Raw genomic sequence first — 14,719 nt, 5'->3', positions numbered from 1 at the left:
GAGGGGCTAGGGGCTAGGGGCTAGGGGAAGATGGGGGAGATGAGGAGGATGGGGGAGATGGGGGAGATGGGGAGGATGGGGAAGAGGGGAAGAGGGGACATAGAATCAATAGTTTCAGCCATAAGTGAGTGTCCTAACCGTCTTAGCGCGGTTGCTATATTAATCAAAATTGTTAATTGTTAATTGTTAATTGTTAATTGTTAATAATCTCTCCTACTTACCTTCCCCATCTCCCCTCTCTCCCCCATCCTCCCCATCTCCCCCATCCTCCCCATCTCCCCCATCCTCCCCATCCTCCCCATCTCCCCATCTCCCCCATCTCCCCCATCTCCCCCATCTCCCTCATCCTCCCCATCCTCCCCATCTCCCCCATCTCCCTCATCCTTCCCATCCTCCCCTTACCGCAAAACGAGCTCAGAGCGTACTGTTAATCCTAAGTCTTGTTCGGGGCGAATGACGACGACATCAACTTTTTTTCGACCGAACAATACTCCCGCGATCGCGCCAATTCCTGCACCCCCTAAAACCTCTTCAGTGGCGATCGCTTTGTCTCCCGTAATCCCTGAAATCGCCGCCGCCGCCGCCGCACCAATTGCTGCACCCTTGACAATAGAACCTGTATTAGCTCCTCTTTCTACAGTTTCGGTTCTGGTGACAACTCTGGAATTGGCGTTAATACGATAGCGTTTATTGCGCCCTAAAAGCAGTTCTTTAGCAACAAATTGGGAACCTCTTCTAGCAGGTTGTAGTTGACCAACAATTTCACTACCAGCGGGAATCAATACTCTACCTTGGGACGATCTAATATCTCGCGCAACTGTGAGGGTTAAAGGTGCAGTTTCGTCGGGAGTGACGATAATTTTATCCTTTTCGTAGTTAACTGGGATAGTCGTCCCTGCGGGAATTCTAGCATCAATATATGGCGAAATGCGTTGAGCTGTAGCCGGAGCAGGTGCAACATTTGGTGCTGCGGCTCCTACTAGGATACCTAATGCTAATATCGCCACTGTTCGGGAGTGCCATTGATTAGAAGTAAACATGAAAAATGTCTCCTTATTACAAGCAATCTAAAGTAATTAAAGACGCACGGCTGATAAATTAGTTGCTGAATTAACTGTTAACTGTTAACTGTTAACGGCTAATTAAGAGAAATACCTACCCCATTAAGAACTGTTATATCGATTGAGAGCGCTTATTGCTAACAGCGCTGCACCACAGGCCGGTTCATGGCGCGGCCAAATTATAGTTGCTAAGGGAGCGATCGCACTTATAGAATCTTCAAACTTCTCTCGCAAATTTGCCGTACCTTTCCACGCACCTCCTATAGTAACAATTTCATAAGCTTCTGTTTTGTCAAACAGGGCTGAAATTGCCACTTGTGTTGCTAAGGCTAATTCTGTGGCGGCGTTGTCAATAATGTTTAATGCTATGCGATCGCCTGCTGCTGCTTCTCTGTCTACAATTGGTGCTAAGGCTGCAATTTCTTTAACTCCCCACCCACGCCGATACACTACTTCTACTAAATCTTCTATGTTTTTAAGATTAAGATTAATTTTAAACTGTTCTGTGAGAGTGGTAAATTCTAAGCGCCCGTCAAAAGATTTTAAAGCTGCTTTTAAGCCTTGAATTGCTATGTCATAACCGCTACCCTCATCGCCTAAAATATATCCCCAGCCGCCTACTCGTTTAGTTTTTCCCTGATGGTTTTGACCAAAAATATGAGAGCCTGTACCTGCAATCACAGCGATGCCGATGGGTTTGCCAATACCGCCGACTAAAGCAATTTGGCTATCATTACAAATTAAGGTAGTTTCAGGTTTTAATAAAAATTTAATTGGTAAGTTGTTCCACAATTGTAACTGCGTTACCAAATCTTCTACAATATCTTCTACAATTTTGATATCTTGGGGCCGACCAACACCTGCTAAGCCCAAACAAATTGCTTTTATGGGTAAATTTTGCTCTGATTTTGCAGCTAAAACTGCGTTTTTTATGGCTAGTTGAATCGATTGTTTTGCTGTATCAACTCCTACACTTTGATAATTAGACGGGCCAGCCTCACCGCGTCCAATAATTTTACCAGTTTCGTCCATTAAGACGCAAGTAGTCTTAGTGCCACCGCCGTCGATTCCCAATACATTGCTCATGGTAATTGGTAATTGGTAATTGGTAATTGGTAATTGGTAATTGGTAATTGGTAATGGCTAATAGCTAATGGCTAATGGCTAATGGCTAATGGCTAATGGCTAATGGCTAATGGCTAATGGCTAATGGCTAATGGCTAATGGCTAATGGCTAATGGCTAATGGCTAATTACCCATCCTCCCCATCTCCCCCATCTTCCCCATCTTCCCCATCTCCCCCTCCCCCCTCTCTTTCCCTAGCCCTGAGCATCGTAGCCCCTAGCCCCTCTTTTTAATCAAAGAGATAATAGTAGACTGACAATTACCAGACCGAGCAGGAATAACCAAAAGATATTGCGCTGACACCAGCTTTTGACAAGTTGGGGCCAACTGCCACTAATGTATTGACTGCTGAGGGGCAAAATTGGTTCAGAGCGATCGTGATAAAGCGTACAATCTTGGGCAAAGGGACGTTGCGGAAAGTTACAGGTGTCGTCTTCGTGGTAGAGGCAGGTAGTACAGAGATATTCTTCTCCTTGGGAACGGTGGAGAGGGATACCCGGATGACCGTATGCTTTAAGAGGAATTTGACAATGGGGACAGGCGATCGCAGAAGCGTCTACAGGTTGGCTACAACGGGGACAATGTGGCATGGTGAGGGTTTTTCAGTTCAAAAGCGAAAATCAAAAATCCGCAATCTGTATGCTTTCAGGATGGATATACTGGCGGTTTTCCGAACATTGACTTCTAGGCTGGAGTCGCAGGCGATCGGCAGATACCCCAAAATAGAAATGTAGGCCGACTTTGATTTAACTTCAATTGTACAGATGCCTCGATCGCCTTTGTACGCGGCCTAAGATAGCACCCAATCAATGCTCCTAATAGCAGCAAAACCTTATGGATAACAGTAACTTACTCAAGCAACTGATCATGCTCGGCATTGGCACTACTTCCTTGGTGACGGAGAAATTACAGGAAGTGAGCGAGCAATTGGTTCAAGATGGCAAACTTAATTCTGAGCAGGCCCAAACCTTGGTAGATGATATGATGCAACAGATTAAATCGGAGCAGGGTAACTGGGAGGCGCAGATGCAGAGGCAACTGCGGAATATGATGCAAGATATAGGAGTCCCTCGGCAATCAGAAATGGATGAGTTACGGGGACGGCTCGACCGTTTGGAGCGTCAGGTGCGGGATTTAGAAAATCGCCTCTGGCGTTAAGTTTAGTGAGAGTAGTTGAGTAATTTTTGTACTGTGATAGGATAACTTTTGGTTATTCCCATCATCTCGGAAGGAGTAAGCATGAGGCTGGTATAGCTAATTTTTGTATTTGCTGATATCAATCTCAAAGTCAGCTCTGACTCTAATTTCGATGGCTATGTGTTCCCAAGCGGAGCCTAAAGATGGGATTGTATCACTGGAATAAGGAGGACTGAATTTTGCAAGGAATTCTGATCAGCTTGGGGGTAATGTTAGTATGCTGTGCGGTGCTGGTAATCTCTCAATTTAGCGGTAGCCGACAACAAGCCATTGCAGCCGTTGTTACCAAACCTCAACCCCAGACTGTGATTAAGACGGAGGTTGAAACGTCTTTAAATCAAAGCAATTTGCTAGTAGCTGAGGCTACAATACCAGATGCACCAGCTACTATCGCTGGCAATAATATGACTGAAAATACTGAAAAGACAATTACTACATCTTCCGGTTTGAAATATACTGAAATCAAAGAGGGAGATGGTGCGGAGCCAAAAACTGGCCAGACGGTGATAGTTCACTATACGGGGACTCTGGAAAACGGAACTAAGTTTGACAGTTCGCGCGATCGCGGTAGTCCTTTCCAGTTTAAAATTGGGGTGGGTCAGGTAATTAAAGGTTGGGATGAAGGCGTGGGCACGATGAAAGTTGGCGGCCGTCGCAAGTTAATTATCCCCCCCGAATTGGGTTATGGTGCTCGTGGTGCTGGTGGGGTAATTCCTCCTAATGCTACTCTAATTTTCGATGTGGAATTGTTGAAAATCGCTGGCTAAGAAGTCAACATTTGGCAGCTCTCAGTTTTTTGGGAACTTATGACCGTCTGGGAACTGCCAGATTACGAAATCGAGTAAATTGTGGATCGAATATTAATTTTACTATTCCTGTAGGCCCATTCCGATGTTTTGTAATTAAAACTTCTGCAATGCCTCTGTCAGGTGTATCGGGATTATAATATTCTTCTCTGTACAACATAATCACTAAATCCGCGTCTTGCTCAATTGAGTTATGAACAACAATATTATTGGCAATAAAGTTATGAAATTTAGGAACTGTTAAATCATAAACTTCGGTTTCACCATCAGGTTCTATAGAAATAATTTCATCCCAGTAAACATCGCTATTAATTAAACGGGTAATTTCATCAGACTTTACTGCTTGAGCTAATTTTTCTGCTCGCTCACGGCTAAAATTTTGTTTATAAATAGTTGTACCACAATATTTGTTGCCAAGCATAGCTTGCATCTGGCGTGTAGTAATACCATTCTGTTGCATGGCTGGAATAGCATATTGTAAAGATTGACTAGGCAAACAGCGAGGAAGAGCAAGACGGGAACCAGCTTCTAATTCATCCAAACGTTTCCAACCATTAAGGGTTAAAAATTTGTGATTGCTAGTTGCTTGAATGGTGCGTCCAAGGCGAGTTGTTAGCCGCAATATAGGCTTTAAACCAGTAGAAAAAGCATTGCTAACAATTGCTCTTTCTAACTGCATTGTAGCTTCATTGATCGCCCAAACTGCGAAGCCAGACTTTCCTACTAATTCTCGAATTGGTACTTGTGTACCATTGTCAGCTAATGTCACCAAGCTATCCCCAGATAAACAACCGCTTTCTCTCAAATCTGACATCATCGGTCGCTTATTTGTCCGCGCTTCTACACCTCTACTTAACTGAGATAAAGCAATAATTGGCACGCTGAGTTCCCGCGCTAAACCTTTCAGACTTCGCGTAATTCGAGATAATTCTTGCACCCGATTATCGCTACTTCCCTCCATTAATTGCAAGTAATCTAGTAATATTAATCCTAAAGCTCCGCCTTGTTCTGCTTGCAGGCGACGAGTTTTAGAGCGCATTTCTGTAACAGTAAGATTGGGAGTGTCATCAATGAAAATTGGCAATTCTGATAGGGAACCAATCGCGCTACTTATAGGAGCCCATTCGTTTTGACTAATTCTACCAGAACGCAGGCGATTACTTTCGATTCCGGCTTCACTGGAAAGAAGGCGCTGTACTAGCTGTTCTTTTGACATTTCTAAGCTAAAAATAGCTATTGGCAATTTCTGAGCAGCCGCGATATTATGGGCAATATTTGTACAGAATGCAGTGTTATGAACGCAGATATCATTAGCAACAAAGTTGTGCGTTTCGGGAATGGTTAAATCATAGACTTGTTTGTATCCCATCGGTTCTATTGATACAATTTCATCCCAGTAGATATCGCTGGTTGCTAATTGTTGTAATGGTAGATTTTCTAAGGCAGTTGCCAGGATAAAAAGCCGTTCGCGCGATAGCGAACGCTTGCCTACATGAATATTTGTGTAGCCCTTAATTCCCGCCCGCCGTGCTAAAATAGTCCAAGGTTCATTACCTTTTACTGCGGCTATTTCTTCCCAGATTTCAATCGGAATTAAATCGCGGTTAGTCTTGTATTGATTGTTGGCTAAGGCTGCTTCTAATTTTGTTACAGCATCTTCTTTGCCGAAAATTCCAATATTTGAAATAAATGTTTTGATGGATTGGGTATCAGTAATATCTAATTGCCAAGCTATTCTATGAGTGTTTTTATATTTGATATAACGCTTTTTAAGCTTGGCAATTATACCAAATCTTAGCAATAAATGTTGTATTTGTCTAGCTAGTTTTTCGCTAACTGAGCAATAGCCTAATTGCGCCTGACCGCTAGTTAAAACTGTTGCCCAGCCATCAGTTGAAAAAAGGCGGTTAAGGAATAAAGCAATTTGTGATTTATCCAACCTAAATATTAGGAATGGTACTGTTTTATTGTGAGCATCTTTCTGCCACAGTTCCAATTTTTCTAACCATGCAGTTAAAGGATTTTTCTTACCTTGGCTTAAGGATACATAAAGGGTTGTAGCTTTGTTTTCTCTCACTTCCTTGCGAACTTTTAAATCGGCGAATTCTTGAGCAGCTTGGGTAAAATCTGCTTGAATTAAAGGATGATTATTAGTAAATTCTGGTGTTGTATCTACCAGACAACCATCACCAATTAAATAAGCTAATAACTTAACTTCGCAGGGACGAATTTTTTCTGTGCCAAAGACATCAATTTTGCGAGGAACTGCAATTTTATTGCCTACTTTAAGTTCTGCAAGTTGTTGCCATCCTTTGATAGTTAAATAGGGGTGAGTAGTTGTTGTTTCTACAAACCTCCCAAGTTTGGTAGTTACTCGAAATGTAGGTTTGATGCCATCATCTATAAAGGCAGAGGGTTGAGTTATCTGAAATTTCCAATCTTTGCCTAATGTTAATAATTTTGTTTGATGTTCTTGATGTTGCTGATAGATTTCTTGAATGGTAGAAACGCTACCATCTTTTTGCACTATTAGAGTGTCAAAGGCAATACACTTGCCCATTGATGGCCTAGCAGCAACGATAATTAAATCAGAACGCTGGAAGCCTCCGGTCATGGCATCGAGGTCATAAAAGCCGCAGGGGATACCGGGTAAGGTTAAACCTTCATTGCGATTTTCTAACTCTTGAGAAATGACGTTTACAGTCTCGCTGATGGCAACTAAATCTTGCTGCGGACGGTCTTGAGTGATGTTAAAAATCTTTTGTTCGGCTTTGTCTAAAACTATTGGTAATTCTGTGGCTGTCTCGTAACCTAATTGGACAATTTCGTTGCCAGCGTGAATTAATTTGCGGCGAATATGTTTATCTTCAACTAATATGGCATATTGGTCAATATTGACTGCTGAAACTGTGCGTTCTGCCAGTTGTGCTAACTTGCTTTGTCCACCTATTTGCTCTAATTTGTTGCGGTCAGCAAGCCAGGTGGTGAGGGTCATTAAGTCGGTGGGTTTGCCTTCAAAATAGAGGTCGAGGGCGGCTTTGTAGATGACTTGATGGGCGGTAATGGCAAAAAAGTCTGGGCGGAGAAGTTCGGCAATCCGCGAAATGGCTTCGGGGTCAATTAGTATGCCTCCTAAAATTGCCTCTTCTGCTTCGATATTGGTTGGCATTAATTCACTCATTTGTCACCTTGTAATAGTCGAAGTTCTCTATTCTAAGTTTCGCATAATTTTCTACCCCTTAAAATCTTTTTCTTGATAATTTATGAGTTGGTGGCGGTGGAGAAGCAAGAGAGGTAAATTGCTGAGGAGGGTTGTTAATCATCTTTTATCACTCTCCGTAGATAATTTTATGGAACTAATTGTTTGTAAGGCTTTCGCCTTGCGAAGAATAAATTATTAAGAATGGCTAAAATCCAGATATTGCAAGAATAAAGCCTTTTTCTCTGACCAAAGTGACAAAAGAGGGATAAGACAGGAATACTTCATACCACCTGAAACACCACTGGACTAGCACCACTTTGATAATTAAGGCTCGTCACAATATGCTCTGCTTGGATACCTGCGGCAATAAGTGCAGAGGTTAACCCTTCCTCGAAGTTATCTTCTTCAATGATGACTTGAACATCAACCAAGCGAGCGTGAAACAGAATGGTGTCAAGCCAGCGTTGCTTATCCCAGCCTGTAGCTAGAATCAAAAAGTGACCGGAATCGGTATCGCAGACAGGATAAAGCTGAATCGCTTGTAAGCGAGGTTGGGTTCGCGTTGCCTCTTGCAGCGTTTTTTTCAGGATATCTGCATAACTTAATGGGCGCTCCATTGAACAATAGCCTCCCGCTCTGGTTCGTAAACTAATAAGTTAATTCTATTCCTCTGGACGGCTAACTGAAAAATTGGTTTTTGGAAGTGTCGAATATAGACGACTTGACTGATGGCTAAAAACAACTGTCGTTCGGGTTCTTGGTTCTCCAAAGCCCATTGGTAAAGCTGAAGTTGCCCCATCGTTTTTTCCAGTTCATTAATGACTGAAGGGGAATCGAAGTCTTTGATTTCCACAGCTATTTTACGTCCTTCTTTTTCTGCGGCAAAAAACTTTTCGGCTCCTAAATCAGCTTTCAAGAGCGTTTGTTCTAAGACTAAAATTAACGGGTCATCCGTAATCGTCCACCCATCTTTTTCGAGAGTGCGGCGCAGGGATAAATGTAAATTATCACGTCTGGACATTAGTTATGAAAGTTTGATATGAGAGGAGAAAATAACATAATTTTTTTGTCCCTGCGTAAATCCTAAGTATTAGTCCTCTTAAGAGGACTAAATCTATGAGGCAGGGGTTAAAACCCCTGCTGGACATTCGGTTTAACGTTAAGTTGACATCAATAATTTGATCCCAATGCCTACAAAGACACAACTTGAATTTCTACTTCGGCATTAACATCTGCGTGAAGCTTGATTTCAGCTTTGTAGGAACCTGTTTTGCGAATTTCAGGTAAGTGAATACCGCGTCGATCTATTTCTTGTCCAGTGGTGTTGAAAATCAACTCTGCAACTTCTTGGGTGGTGACTGTACCAAAAATTGCCTCACCTTCGCCGACTTGTTTGGAGATGATGAAAGTGGGGGCGGATTCGAGGGCTTTTTTGCGGGTTTCAGCTTGTTGCTTGAGCTCAAGCTGACGCTGCCTTTCGGCCTCTCTGCGGCGTTCTACTTGCTTGAGAATGCCTGGGGTTGTACGATAGGCGATTCCTTGGGGCAGTAGGTAGTTGCGGGCGTAGCCTGGGGCTACTTCTACTAGGTCTCCAACTTTTCCTAGTTTGGTGACATCCTTATTTAAGACTAATTGGACGCGCTTGCTCACGGTGATTCCTGTATTTTTGTAACTCGAACTCTTTATATTATCGAAGTTTGGGTAAGGATGGCAAGGGAGCGGGGGGGCGGGGGAGCGGGGGAGCAGGGGGAGCAGGGGGAAAAATATATAAAAATAAAAATTGTGTTGGGCTTTTGAGGTTGCTTGCTGTTAGCGATCGCACATTAAAATTGATCTTTCATCCGCCGTAGACGGGTAAAGGTTAGTGTAGGATCTTTGCTGTTGGTGGCTGATTGGAGGTTGGGGCGATCGCATCGTAGAAATGGATTGGTATTTTTCTCTAGTGCGATCGTCGAGGGTATGGTTGCCTCCGAGCGATTTCTGGCAGCCTTGACTTTGGCGAAGCGATGCTGTAAATCTGGGTTATCGGGATCTACTGTCAGGGCAAATTGCAGATTTTTGAGGGTGTATTCGTGGGCACACCAGACTCTAGTATTATCTGGTAAAGCTCGCAGTTTGTTGAGGGAGGCTAGCATTTGGTCTGGCGTGCTTTCAGAGACACGACCACAGCCACCAGCAAATAGGGTGTCGCCGCAGAATAATTCCCCGTTCTCCTTGGGGTGGTTGGGGGGAAAATAATAGGCAATGTGAGCTTTGGTATGTCCGGGTACGAAGAAGATTTGGGCAGTTTGAGCGGCAAAACTGACGCGATCGCCATCTTCTAAAAATACCTCGGCTCCAGGGATTCTGCCTCGGTCTTTGATTCCGGCATAAACTTTGGCGTAGGGAAAGCGTTGCAACAGTTCTGAGTTACCGCCTATGTGGTCGTTATGGTGGTGAGTGTTGAAAATTGCTGTTAATGGGGTTCCAAGTGCTTGAAGTTGCTGCAATACTGGCTGTGCAAGTCCCGGATCGACTACGGCTGCAATGTTGCGATCGCGATCGTGGAGTAAAAAAATATAGTTGTCCGACAGTATCGGCAACCTGTAAACCTCCATGAAAATTGCCCCTCAGCTTTGTTCAACTTTATTTATTTTACTAAAAATATGCTCCGATCTACAACTAAAACTGAATAATAGAAAATCCTAGCAGAGCGTGCTTGTATACTGGTAATTTATGAACCTGCTGCGGTTAAACCAATTCTGGCTCAGAGCCTTTGCAAAGGGCTAGCTCAAAGAGAAGACTCTATGTTGCGAACACCTCAAAACAGATCAAACTTAGGTATTTATCACATGATAGAGCGAATCACCTCATCAGGTAAACTCAGTCGCCGAGACCATCTCCTGCTGACTTCGGCCCTACTTTCTGATGACAAAATCACTGAAGAACAACGCCATCAAATTAACCGCATATTTGACTATATCCAAATCGGTCGGCTCAAGTTCGTTGACTAAAGTTTAAAATTATCTATGACTTACGCTCCTATTTTTTAGTAAAGTCATATTTCCAGCAATTATATCGCCCGGAGATAAACCTTAAATAACTAATGCGTAAGTTCTGTTTCCACCCCGAAAATTAGATAAGAACACAAAAGTAACAGAGGCAAAAATGAACACAGAAAAGGGAACTATTTTAGTGACAGGTGGAGCTGGATATATTGGCTCTCACGCCGTTCTAGCACTGAAACTAGCAGGTTATGACTTAGTAATTTTAGACAACTTAGTTTACGGGCATCAAGAGTTAGTCGAAAAAGTTTTACAGGTAAAATTAATAGTTGGAGATACCAACGATCGCAGCCTTTTAGATCGTTTATTTGCCACTCATAATATTACAGCAGTAATGCACTTTTCCGCCTATGCCTATGTAGGCGAATCTGTCACCGATCCTGCCAAATATTACCGCAATAATGTAGTAGGAACTCTCACCCTTTTGGAAGCGATGTTAGCTGCTGGTGTCAATAAATTTGTATTTTCTTCTACTTGTGCGACTTATGGCGTGCCAAATAAGGTTCCCCTAACGGAAGATCACCCCCAAAATCCCATCAATCCTTATGGTGCTACTAAGTTAATGGTAGAACGCATATTATCAGATTTTGATGCAGCTTATAACTTGAAATCTGTTAGCTTTCGCTACTTTAATGCTGCCGGTGCCGATCCGAATGGGTTGTTAGGAGAGGATCACAACCCAGAAACTCATCTCATCCCCTTAGTGCTACTAACTGCTTTGGGTAAGCGAGATTCTATCTCGATTTTCGGCACGGATTATGATACCCCTGACGGTACTTGTATTCGGGATTATATTCATGTTAATGACTTAGCATCTGCTCATATTTTAGGGTTAGAATATTTATTAAAGGGTGGGAAGTCGGACTTTTTTAACTTAGGTAATGGAGGTGGATTTTCAGTTAAAGAGGTGATAGAAATGGCGCGAAAAATAACGGGGCGAGAAATAAAAGCTTTAGAGTGCGATCGCCGCCCCGGAGATCCGCCTATTTTAGTTGGAAGTAGTGAGAAAGCTAGACAGATTCTGGGTTGGATTCCTGAATATCCAGATTTAGATAATATCGTATCTCATGCTTGGCAGTGGCATCAACAGCGTCATAGCTAGCATTAAATAAAATTAGTTAAAAGTGGAGAAAATCAAATATGCTAGTAATTGCTGCAAAATCTGGGCAACTGGGTAATAGATTGCTACTTTTTGCTAATTTTATTGCTTTTGCGATTGAGAATAATCTAAGGGTTATTAATCCAGCTTTTGAAGAATATGCTGATTTCTTTCAAGGTAGTGCTAGGGATTTTTCATGTTGCTATCCCCCTCTGGCTATTACCATAAAAGGGAATAAGTTTATTCGTAGTAAATTTTATACTATCGCCCGTTATTTAACTGAAAAAGGAATTGTGAAAGTCAAAGAAATTAGCCGAGAAAAGCCTTTTAATTGGAATAATTATCAAGATAAAAACGAACTTAAGCAAAGATCTATATTTTGTTTTAAAGGCTGGTTGTTTCGAGATGGATGGTTTGTAGAAGACACAAAAAAATTATACGATTATGCTCCTCAAATTAGAGCCTACTTTACTCCCCTAGACAAATATCAGTATCATGTAAATAGTCTGATGTCAAATATCAGAATTGACTCTGATATTGTCATCGGAGTGCATATTCGTCAGGGTGATTACGCTCAACACCAAAAAGGAAGATACTTTTATCAAACTGAGCAATATATCAAAGTAATGAACTCCGTTCAAAACCTATTTATAGGTAAAAACATCAAATTTTTAATCTGCTCTAACCTAAAGCAAGAAAGCAGTTTATTTGAGCAGTTTAACTATATTTTTGGCAACAATCATTTAATTGAAGATATGTATGCTTTAGCTAAGTGCGACTATATTATCGGGGCACCGAGCAGTTATACTATGTGGGCTTCTTTTTATGGCAATAAACCACTGTACATGATTAGAGATGTCCATAAAGAAGTTAACTTAAATGATTTTGTCCATTTTTATGAATGGAAAGGAAGTTTCTATTACCGAGATGATTGGAGTGAGAGTTTTTGGGAATGGACGCACTGATTAATACTATATCAAATATTGAACTACTTTTTTGATTAAAATAAAGCGCTGAAAATCTTGACTACATAGAAGTTAAAATAAAAAGGTAAATAACGGGAATTATGAAATTAGAAAAAAAAGGGTTTATTACTATTTTAACAGGTCTTTACTCCTTTCAGGATTGCATTCATTTTTTGGCTTCTGTGAGGAAGTTTCACCAAGAAAAAATTATCATTTTGGTAGATAGAATCCCTTGGATTTTATATCCTTTGCTTAAGGCTTTTGGGAATGTCATCTTGAAACCAGCACCCTCTAGTGAAAATCCCGTTTTGGCTTCGCGAGAAGCTAAGATGCTTTTATATCAAGAATCCCCTTTTGAAAAAACGATATATATGGATTGTGATATTTGTCTGCTATCGCCAATAAATGAAGTATTCGATGATTTAGATGAAGTTGATTTTTTGGTGACAGAAGATGTTCAACCTTCGATTGCTAAAGCTTCAAACTTGTTGAGAGTTAAGCAAGAAATTTTGCCGACTCTACAATCCATTGGACTACCGCTTCAAGAAAATAGTATTCAATACAACGGCGGTTTTATGGCGTTTATAAAAAGTAGCCAAGTTGAGATTTTATTTCAGCATTTCCACCAATATTTTCAGCTTGTTATTGCCCATCAACATCTGTTATTGTTAAAAGATCAAGGTGCTTTTGCTGCTGCCATTGAAACTGTAAAACCGACGATGAAAATCTTGCCACCCTGTTATAATTATCTAGATAAGTGGAAAGAATTGTACAGTATTCATGAGCCAGTTAAGGTACTACACTGTACCTATCCTTACCGACCTCAGTATGCAAAAAATGTGACGCGATCGCTCTTTACTAGAATTTTCGATCGTGGCGCTAAATTTCTATTGCCCAATCAACTAAAAAATCCTTGGCGTATAAGATAAAAGTACTGTGGTATTTATCAATATTGACAAAATCTCTATTAAGCGGGAAAATAAATCAAATTTCCCATAAATAACAAGAGTGAAAGTGTCATTAGTCGTGAGCGATTTGTCGGGAGCAGAAGCACTTCGTGCCTTTCTCCTTGCTCAAGCTCTGATCGAACTAAATTATGAGGTAGAAGTTGTCGGATTTCAATTCGGCAAAGAACTTTATGCTACTCCTCCCAGGAATATTCCCCTCTATGCTGCACCGGGAAAGAACTATCCTGAGTTTTTGGGAGCAATTAAACAACATTTAAAAAAAATAGATGGAGATATTATTTACGCAGTTAAACCTAAGCCAGCTAGCTTTGGCTTATCTCTATTAAAAAAGCTGCAAGATCGCCGTCCAGTAATCTTAGATATTGATGACTGGGAACTGAGCTGGTATGGTGGAGATCGGTGGGAGTATAGTCCTTCTCTCAAACAATTGTATCGAGATATTTTTAAGAAAAATGGTCAGTTGAAACAGCTAGATCATCCACTATATATCAAGTGGATGGAAAAATTGATAGCTCGTGCTGATGCGATCACTGTAAATAGTAAGTTTTTGCAACAGCGTTTTGGTGGGATATATTTACCCAATGGCAAAGATACTGAAATGTTCGATCCCGCTAAGTATAATCCAGAAATAAGTAGAGAGCGTTATGGTCTCTCCGGGTATCGAATTTTGATGTTTCCGGGTGCACCGCGACCTCACAAGGGCGTTGAGGATGTTTTAATGGCGCTGGAGGAGTTAAATGAATCAGATTTAAAGTTAGTGATTGTAGGTGGCAGCCCTTATGATGACTATGACGATAGACTTGTGCAACAATGGGGACGTTGGATTATTAAATTACCAAAGTTTCCTGTCGAGGTAATGCCTGGGGTGATAGCGGCTGCTCATATTGTAGTCGTTCCTCAGCGAGATACTCCTACAGCAGTGGCCCAATTTCCACTAAAGTTGACGGATGGCATGGCAATGGCTAAGCCAATTTTGTCTACACGAGTGGGAGATATTCCAGAAATTTTAGGTGCTACAGGTTATTTGGTTGAGCCTAGTTCTCCATCTCAAATTTCCCAGAAAATTCAATGGATATTTAAGAATCAGGCATCTGCGAATTCTCAAGGAATGAAAGCTAGGCAAAGATGTGTAGAGAGATATAGTATTCAGGCAATGGCATCTATACTTTCCGACCTAATTGCAGATCGAATCAGGTAATTTTTAAGTTGCTAGATGGAGTCTGGTAACTTGCTGTAATCTATGGAGAATTTG

The 14,719-nt window shown here is 41.5% G+C and carries 16 protein-coding genes; 7 read left to right on the top strand and 9 right to left on the bottom strand.

All coding sequences use genetic code 11. The features are described from left to right. Window positions 1–217 precede the first annotated feature (217 nt). The 4 genes from OSCIL6407_RS35130 to OSCIL6407_RS32065 form a co-directional block, all read right to left on the bottom strand. Complete coding sequence (locus OSCIL6407_RS35130) at window positions 218–382, bottom strand: hypothetical protein (RefSeq protein ID WP_155523365.1); 165 nt, start codon at window positions 380–382, stop codon at window positions 218–220. Window positions 383–398: 16 nt separating this feature from the next. After that, window positions 399–1,040, bottom strand: a complete 642-nt coding sequence (locus OSCIL6407_RS0100530) for a hypothetical protein (protein ID WP_007354978.1) — start codon at window positions 1,038–1,040, stop codon at window positions 399–401. 123 nt (window positions 1,041–1,163) lie between these two features. Further along, window positions 1,164–2,147 carry an N-acetylglucosamine kinase gene (locus OSCIL6407_RS0100525; RefSeq protein ID WP_019486801.1) on the bottom strand — a complete coding sequence of 328 codons (984 nt, stop codon included), beginning with the start codon at window positions 2,145–2,147 and terminating at the stop codon, window positions 1,164–1,166. Window positions 2,148–2,419: 272 nt separating this feature from the next. Continuing rightward, entirely contained in the window at window positions 2,420–2,776 is a 357-nt protein-coding gene (locus OSCIL6407_RS32065) for a zinc ribbon domain-containing protein (protein WP_007354896.1), read from the bottom strand. Between the two features lie 244 nt (window positions 2,777–3,020). On the opposite strand from OSCIL6407_RS32065, the gene OSCIL6407_RS0100510 reads away from it, so the two are divergent. Both OSCIL6407_RS0100510 and OSCIL6407_RS0100505 read left to right on the top strand, forming a co-directional pair. Further along, window positions 3,021–3,344: a phasin family protein gene (locus OSCIL6407_RS0100510; RefSeq protein ID WP_007354897.1), complete on the top strand. Its 324-nt coding sequence runs from the start codon at window positions 3,021–3,023 to the stop codon at window positions 3,342–3,344. 218 nt (window positions 3,345–3,562) lie between these two features. Next, the gene (locus tag OSCIL6407_RS0100505; RefSeq protein ID WP_007354898.1) at window positions 3,563–4,150 is read left to right on the top strand and encodes an FKBP-type peptidyl-prolyl cis-trans isomerase; all 588 of its coding nucleotides are present in this window, start codon (window positions 3,563–3,565) and stop codon (window positions 4,148–4,150) included. Between the two features lie 37 nt (window positions 4,151–4,187). Here OSCIL6407_RS0100505 and dnaB read toward each other — a convergent pair whose 3' ends face one another. The 5 genes from dnaB to gloB form a co-directional block, all read right to left on the bottom strand. After that, complete coding sequence (gene dnaB / locus OSCIL6407_RS0100500) at window positions 4,188–7,370, bottom strand: replicative DNA helicase (protein WP_007354899.1); 3,183 nt, start codon at window positions 7,368–7,370, stop codon at window positions 4,188–4,190. Between the two features lie 302 nt (window positions 7,371–7,672). Continuing rightward, window positions 7,673–8,008 (bottom strand): element excision factor XisI family protein, encoded by a 336-nt coding sequence (locus OSCIL6407_RS0100495; RefSeq protein WP_007354900.1) that lies wholly within the window; start codon window positions 8,006–8,008, stop codon window positions 7,673–7,675. After that, window positions 7,993–8,412, bottom strand: coding sequence for a XisH family protein (locus OSCIL6407_RS0100490; RefSeq protein ID WP_007354901.1), 420 nt, complete (start codon window positions 8,410–8,412; stop codon window positions 7,993–7,995). The genes OSCIL6407_RS0100495 and OSCIL6407_RS0100490 overlap by 16 nt, the downstream gene beginning before the upstream one ends. A 170-nt stretch (window positions 8,413–8,582) precedes the next feature. Beyond that, a complete protein-coding gene (rplI, locus tag OSCIL6407_RS0100485; protein WP_007354902.1) occupies window positions 8,583–9,041 on the bottom strand; it encodes a 50S ribosomal protein L9 in 459 nt (152 codons plus the stop codon). A gap of 173 nt (window positions 9,042–9,214) precedes the next feature. Next, window positions 9,215–9,988 (bottom strand): hydroxyacylglutathione hydrolase, encoded by a 774-nt coding sequence (gene gloB / locus OSCIL6407_RS0100475; RefSeq protein WP_007357544.1) that lies wholly within the window; start codon window positions 9,986–9,988, stop codon window positions 9,215–9,217. Window positions 9,989–10,222: 234 nt separating this feature from the next. On the opposite strand from gloB, the gene OSCIL6407_RS0100470 reads away from it, so the two are divergent. From OSCIL6407_RS0100470 to OSCIL6407_RS0100450, 5 genes are all read left to right on the top strand, one after another. After that, window positions 10,223–10,384 carry a hypothetical protein gene (locus OSCIL6407_RS0100470; RefSeq protein ID WP_456077469.1) on the top strand — a complete coding sequence of 54 codons (162 nt, stop codon included), beginning with the start codon at window positions 10,223–10,225 and terminating at the stop codon, window positions 10,382–10,384. A 154-nt stretch (window positions 10,385–10,538) separates the two neighbouring features. Next, window positions 10,539–11,537, top strand: coding sequence for a UDP-glucose 4-epimerase GalE (galE, locus tag OSCIL6407_RS0100465; RefSeq protein WP_007357546.1), 999 nt, complete (start codon window positions 10,539–10,541; stop codon window positions 11,535–11,537). A 38-nt stretch (window positions 11,538–11,575) separates the two neighbouring features. Further along, the gene (locus tag OSCIL6407_RS0100460; protein ID WP_007357547.1) at window positions 11,576–12,499 is read left to right on the top strand and encodes an alpha-1,2-fucosyltransferase; all 924 of its coding nucleotides are present in this window, start codon (window positions 11,576–11,578) and stop codon (window positions 12,497–12,499) included. Between the two features lie 101 nt (window positions 12,500–12,600). Then, entirely contained in the window at window positions 12,601–13,428 is an 828-nt protein-coding gene (locus OSCIL6407_RS0100455; protein WP_007357548.1) for a glycosyltransferase family protein, read from the top strand. A 79-nt stretch (window positions 13,429–13,507) separates the two neighbouring features. Continuing rightward, window positions 13,508–14,665, top strand: a complete 1,158-nt coding sequence (locus OSCIL6407_RS0100450; RefSeq protein WP_026103606.1) for a glycosyltransferase family 4 protein — start codon at window positions 13,508–13,510, stop codon at window positions 14,663–14,665. Window positions 14,666–14,719: the final 54 nt, after the last annotated feature.

This window comes from Kamptonema formosum PCC 6407, assembly GCF_000332155.1.
GTDB classification, from domain to species: Bacteria; Cyanobacteriota; Cyanobacteriia; order Cyanobacteriales; family Microcoleaceae; genus Kamptonema; species Kamptonema formosum.
Note: the sequence above shows the minus strand (reverse complement) of the source record. Positions and strands in the feature narration are given on the sequence as shown.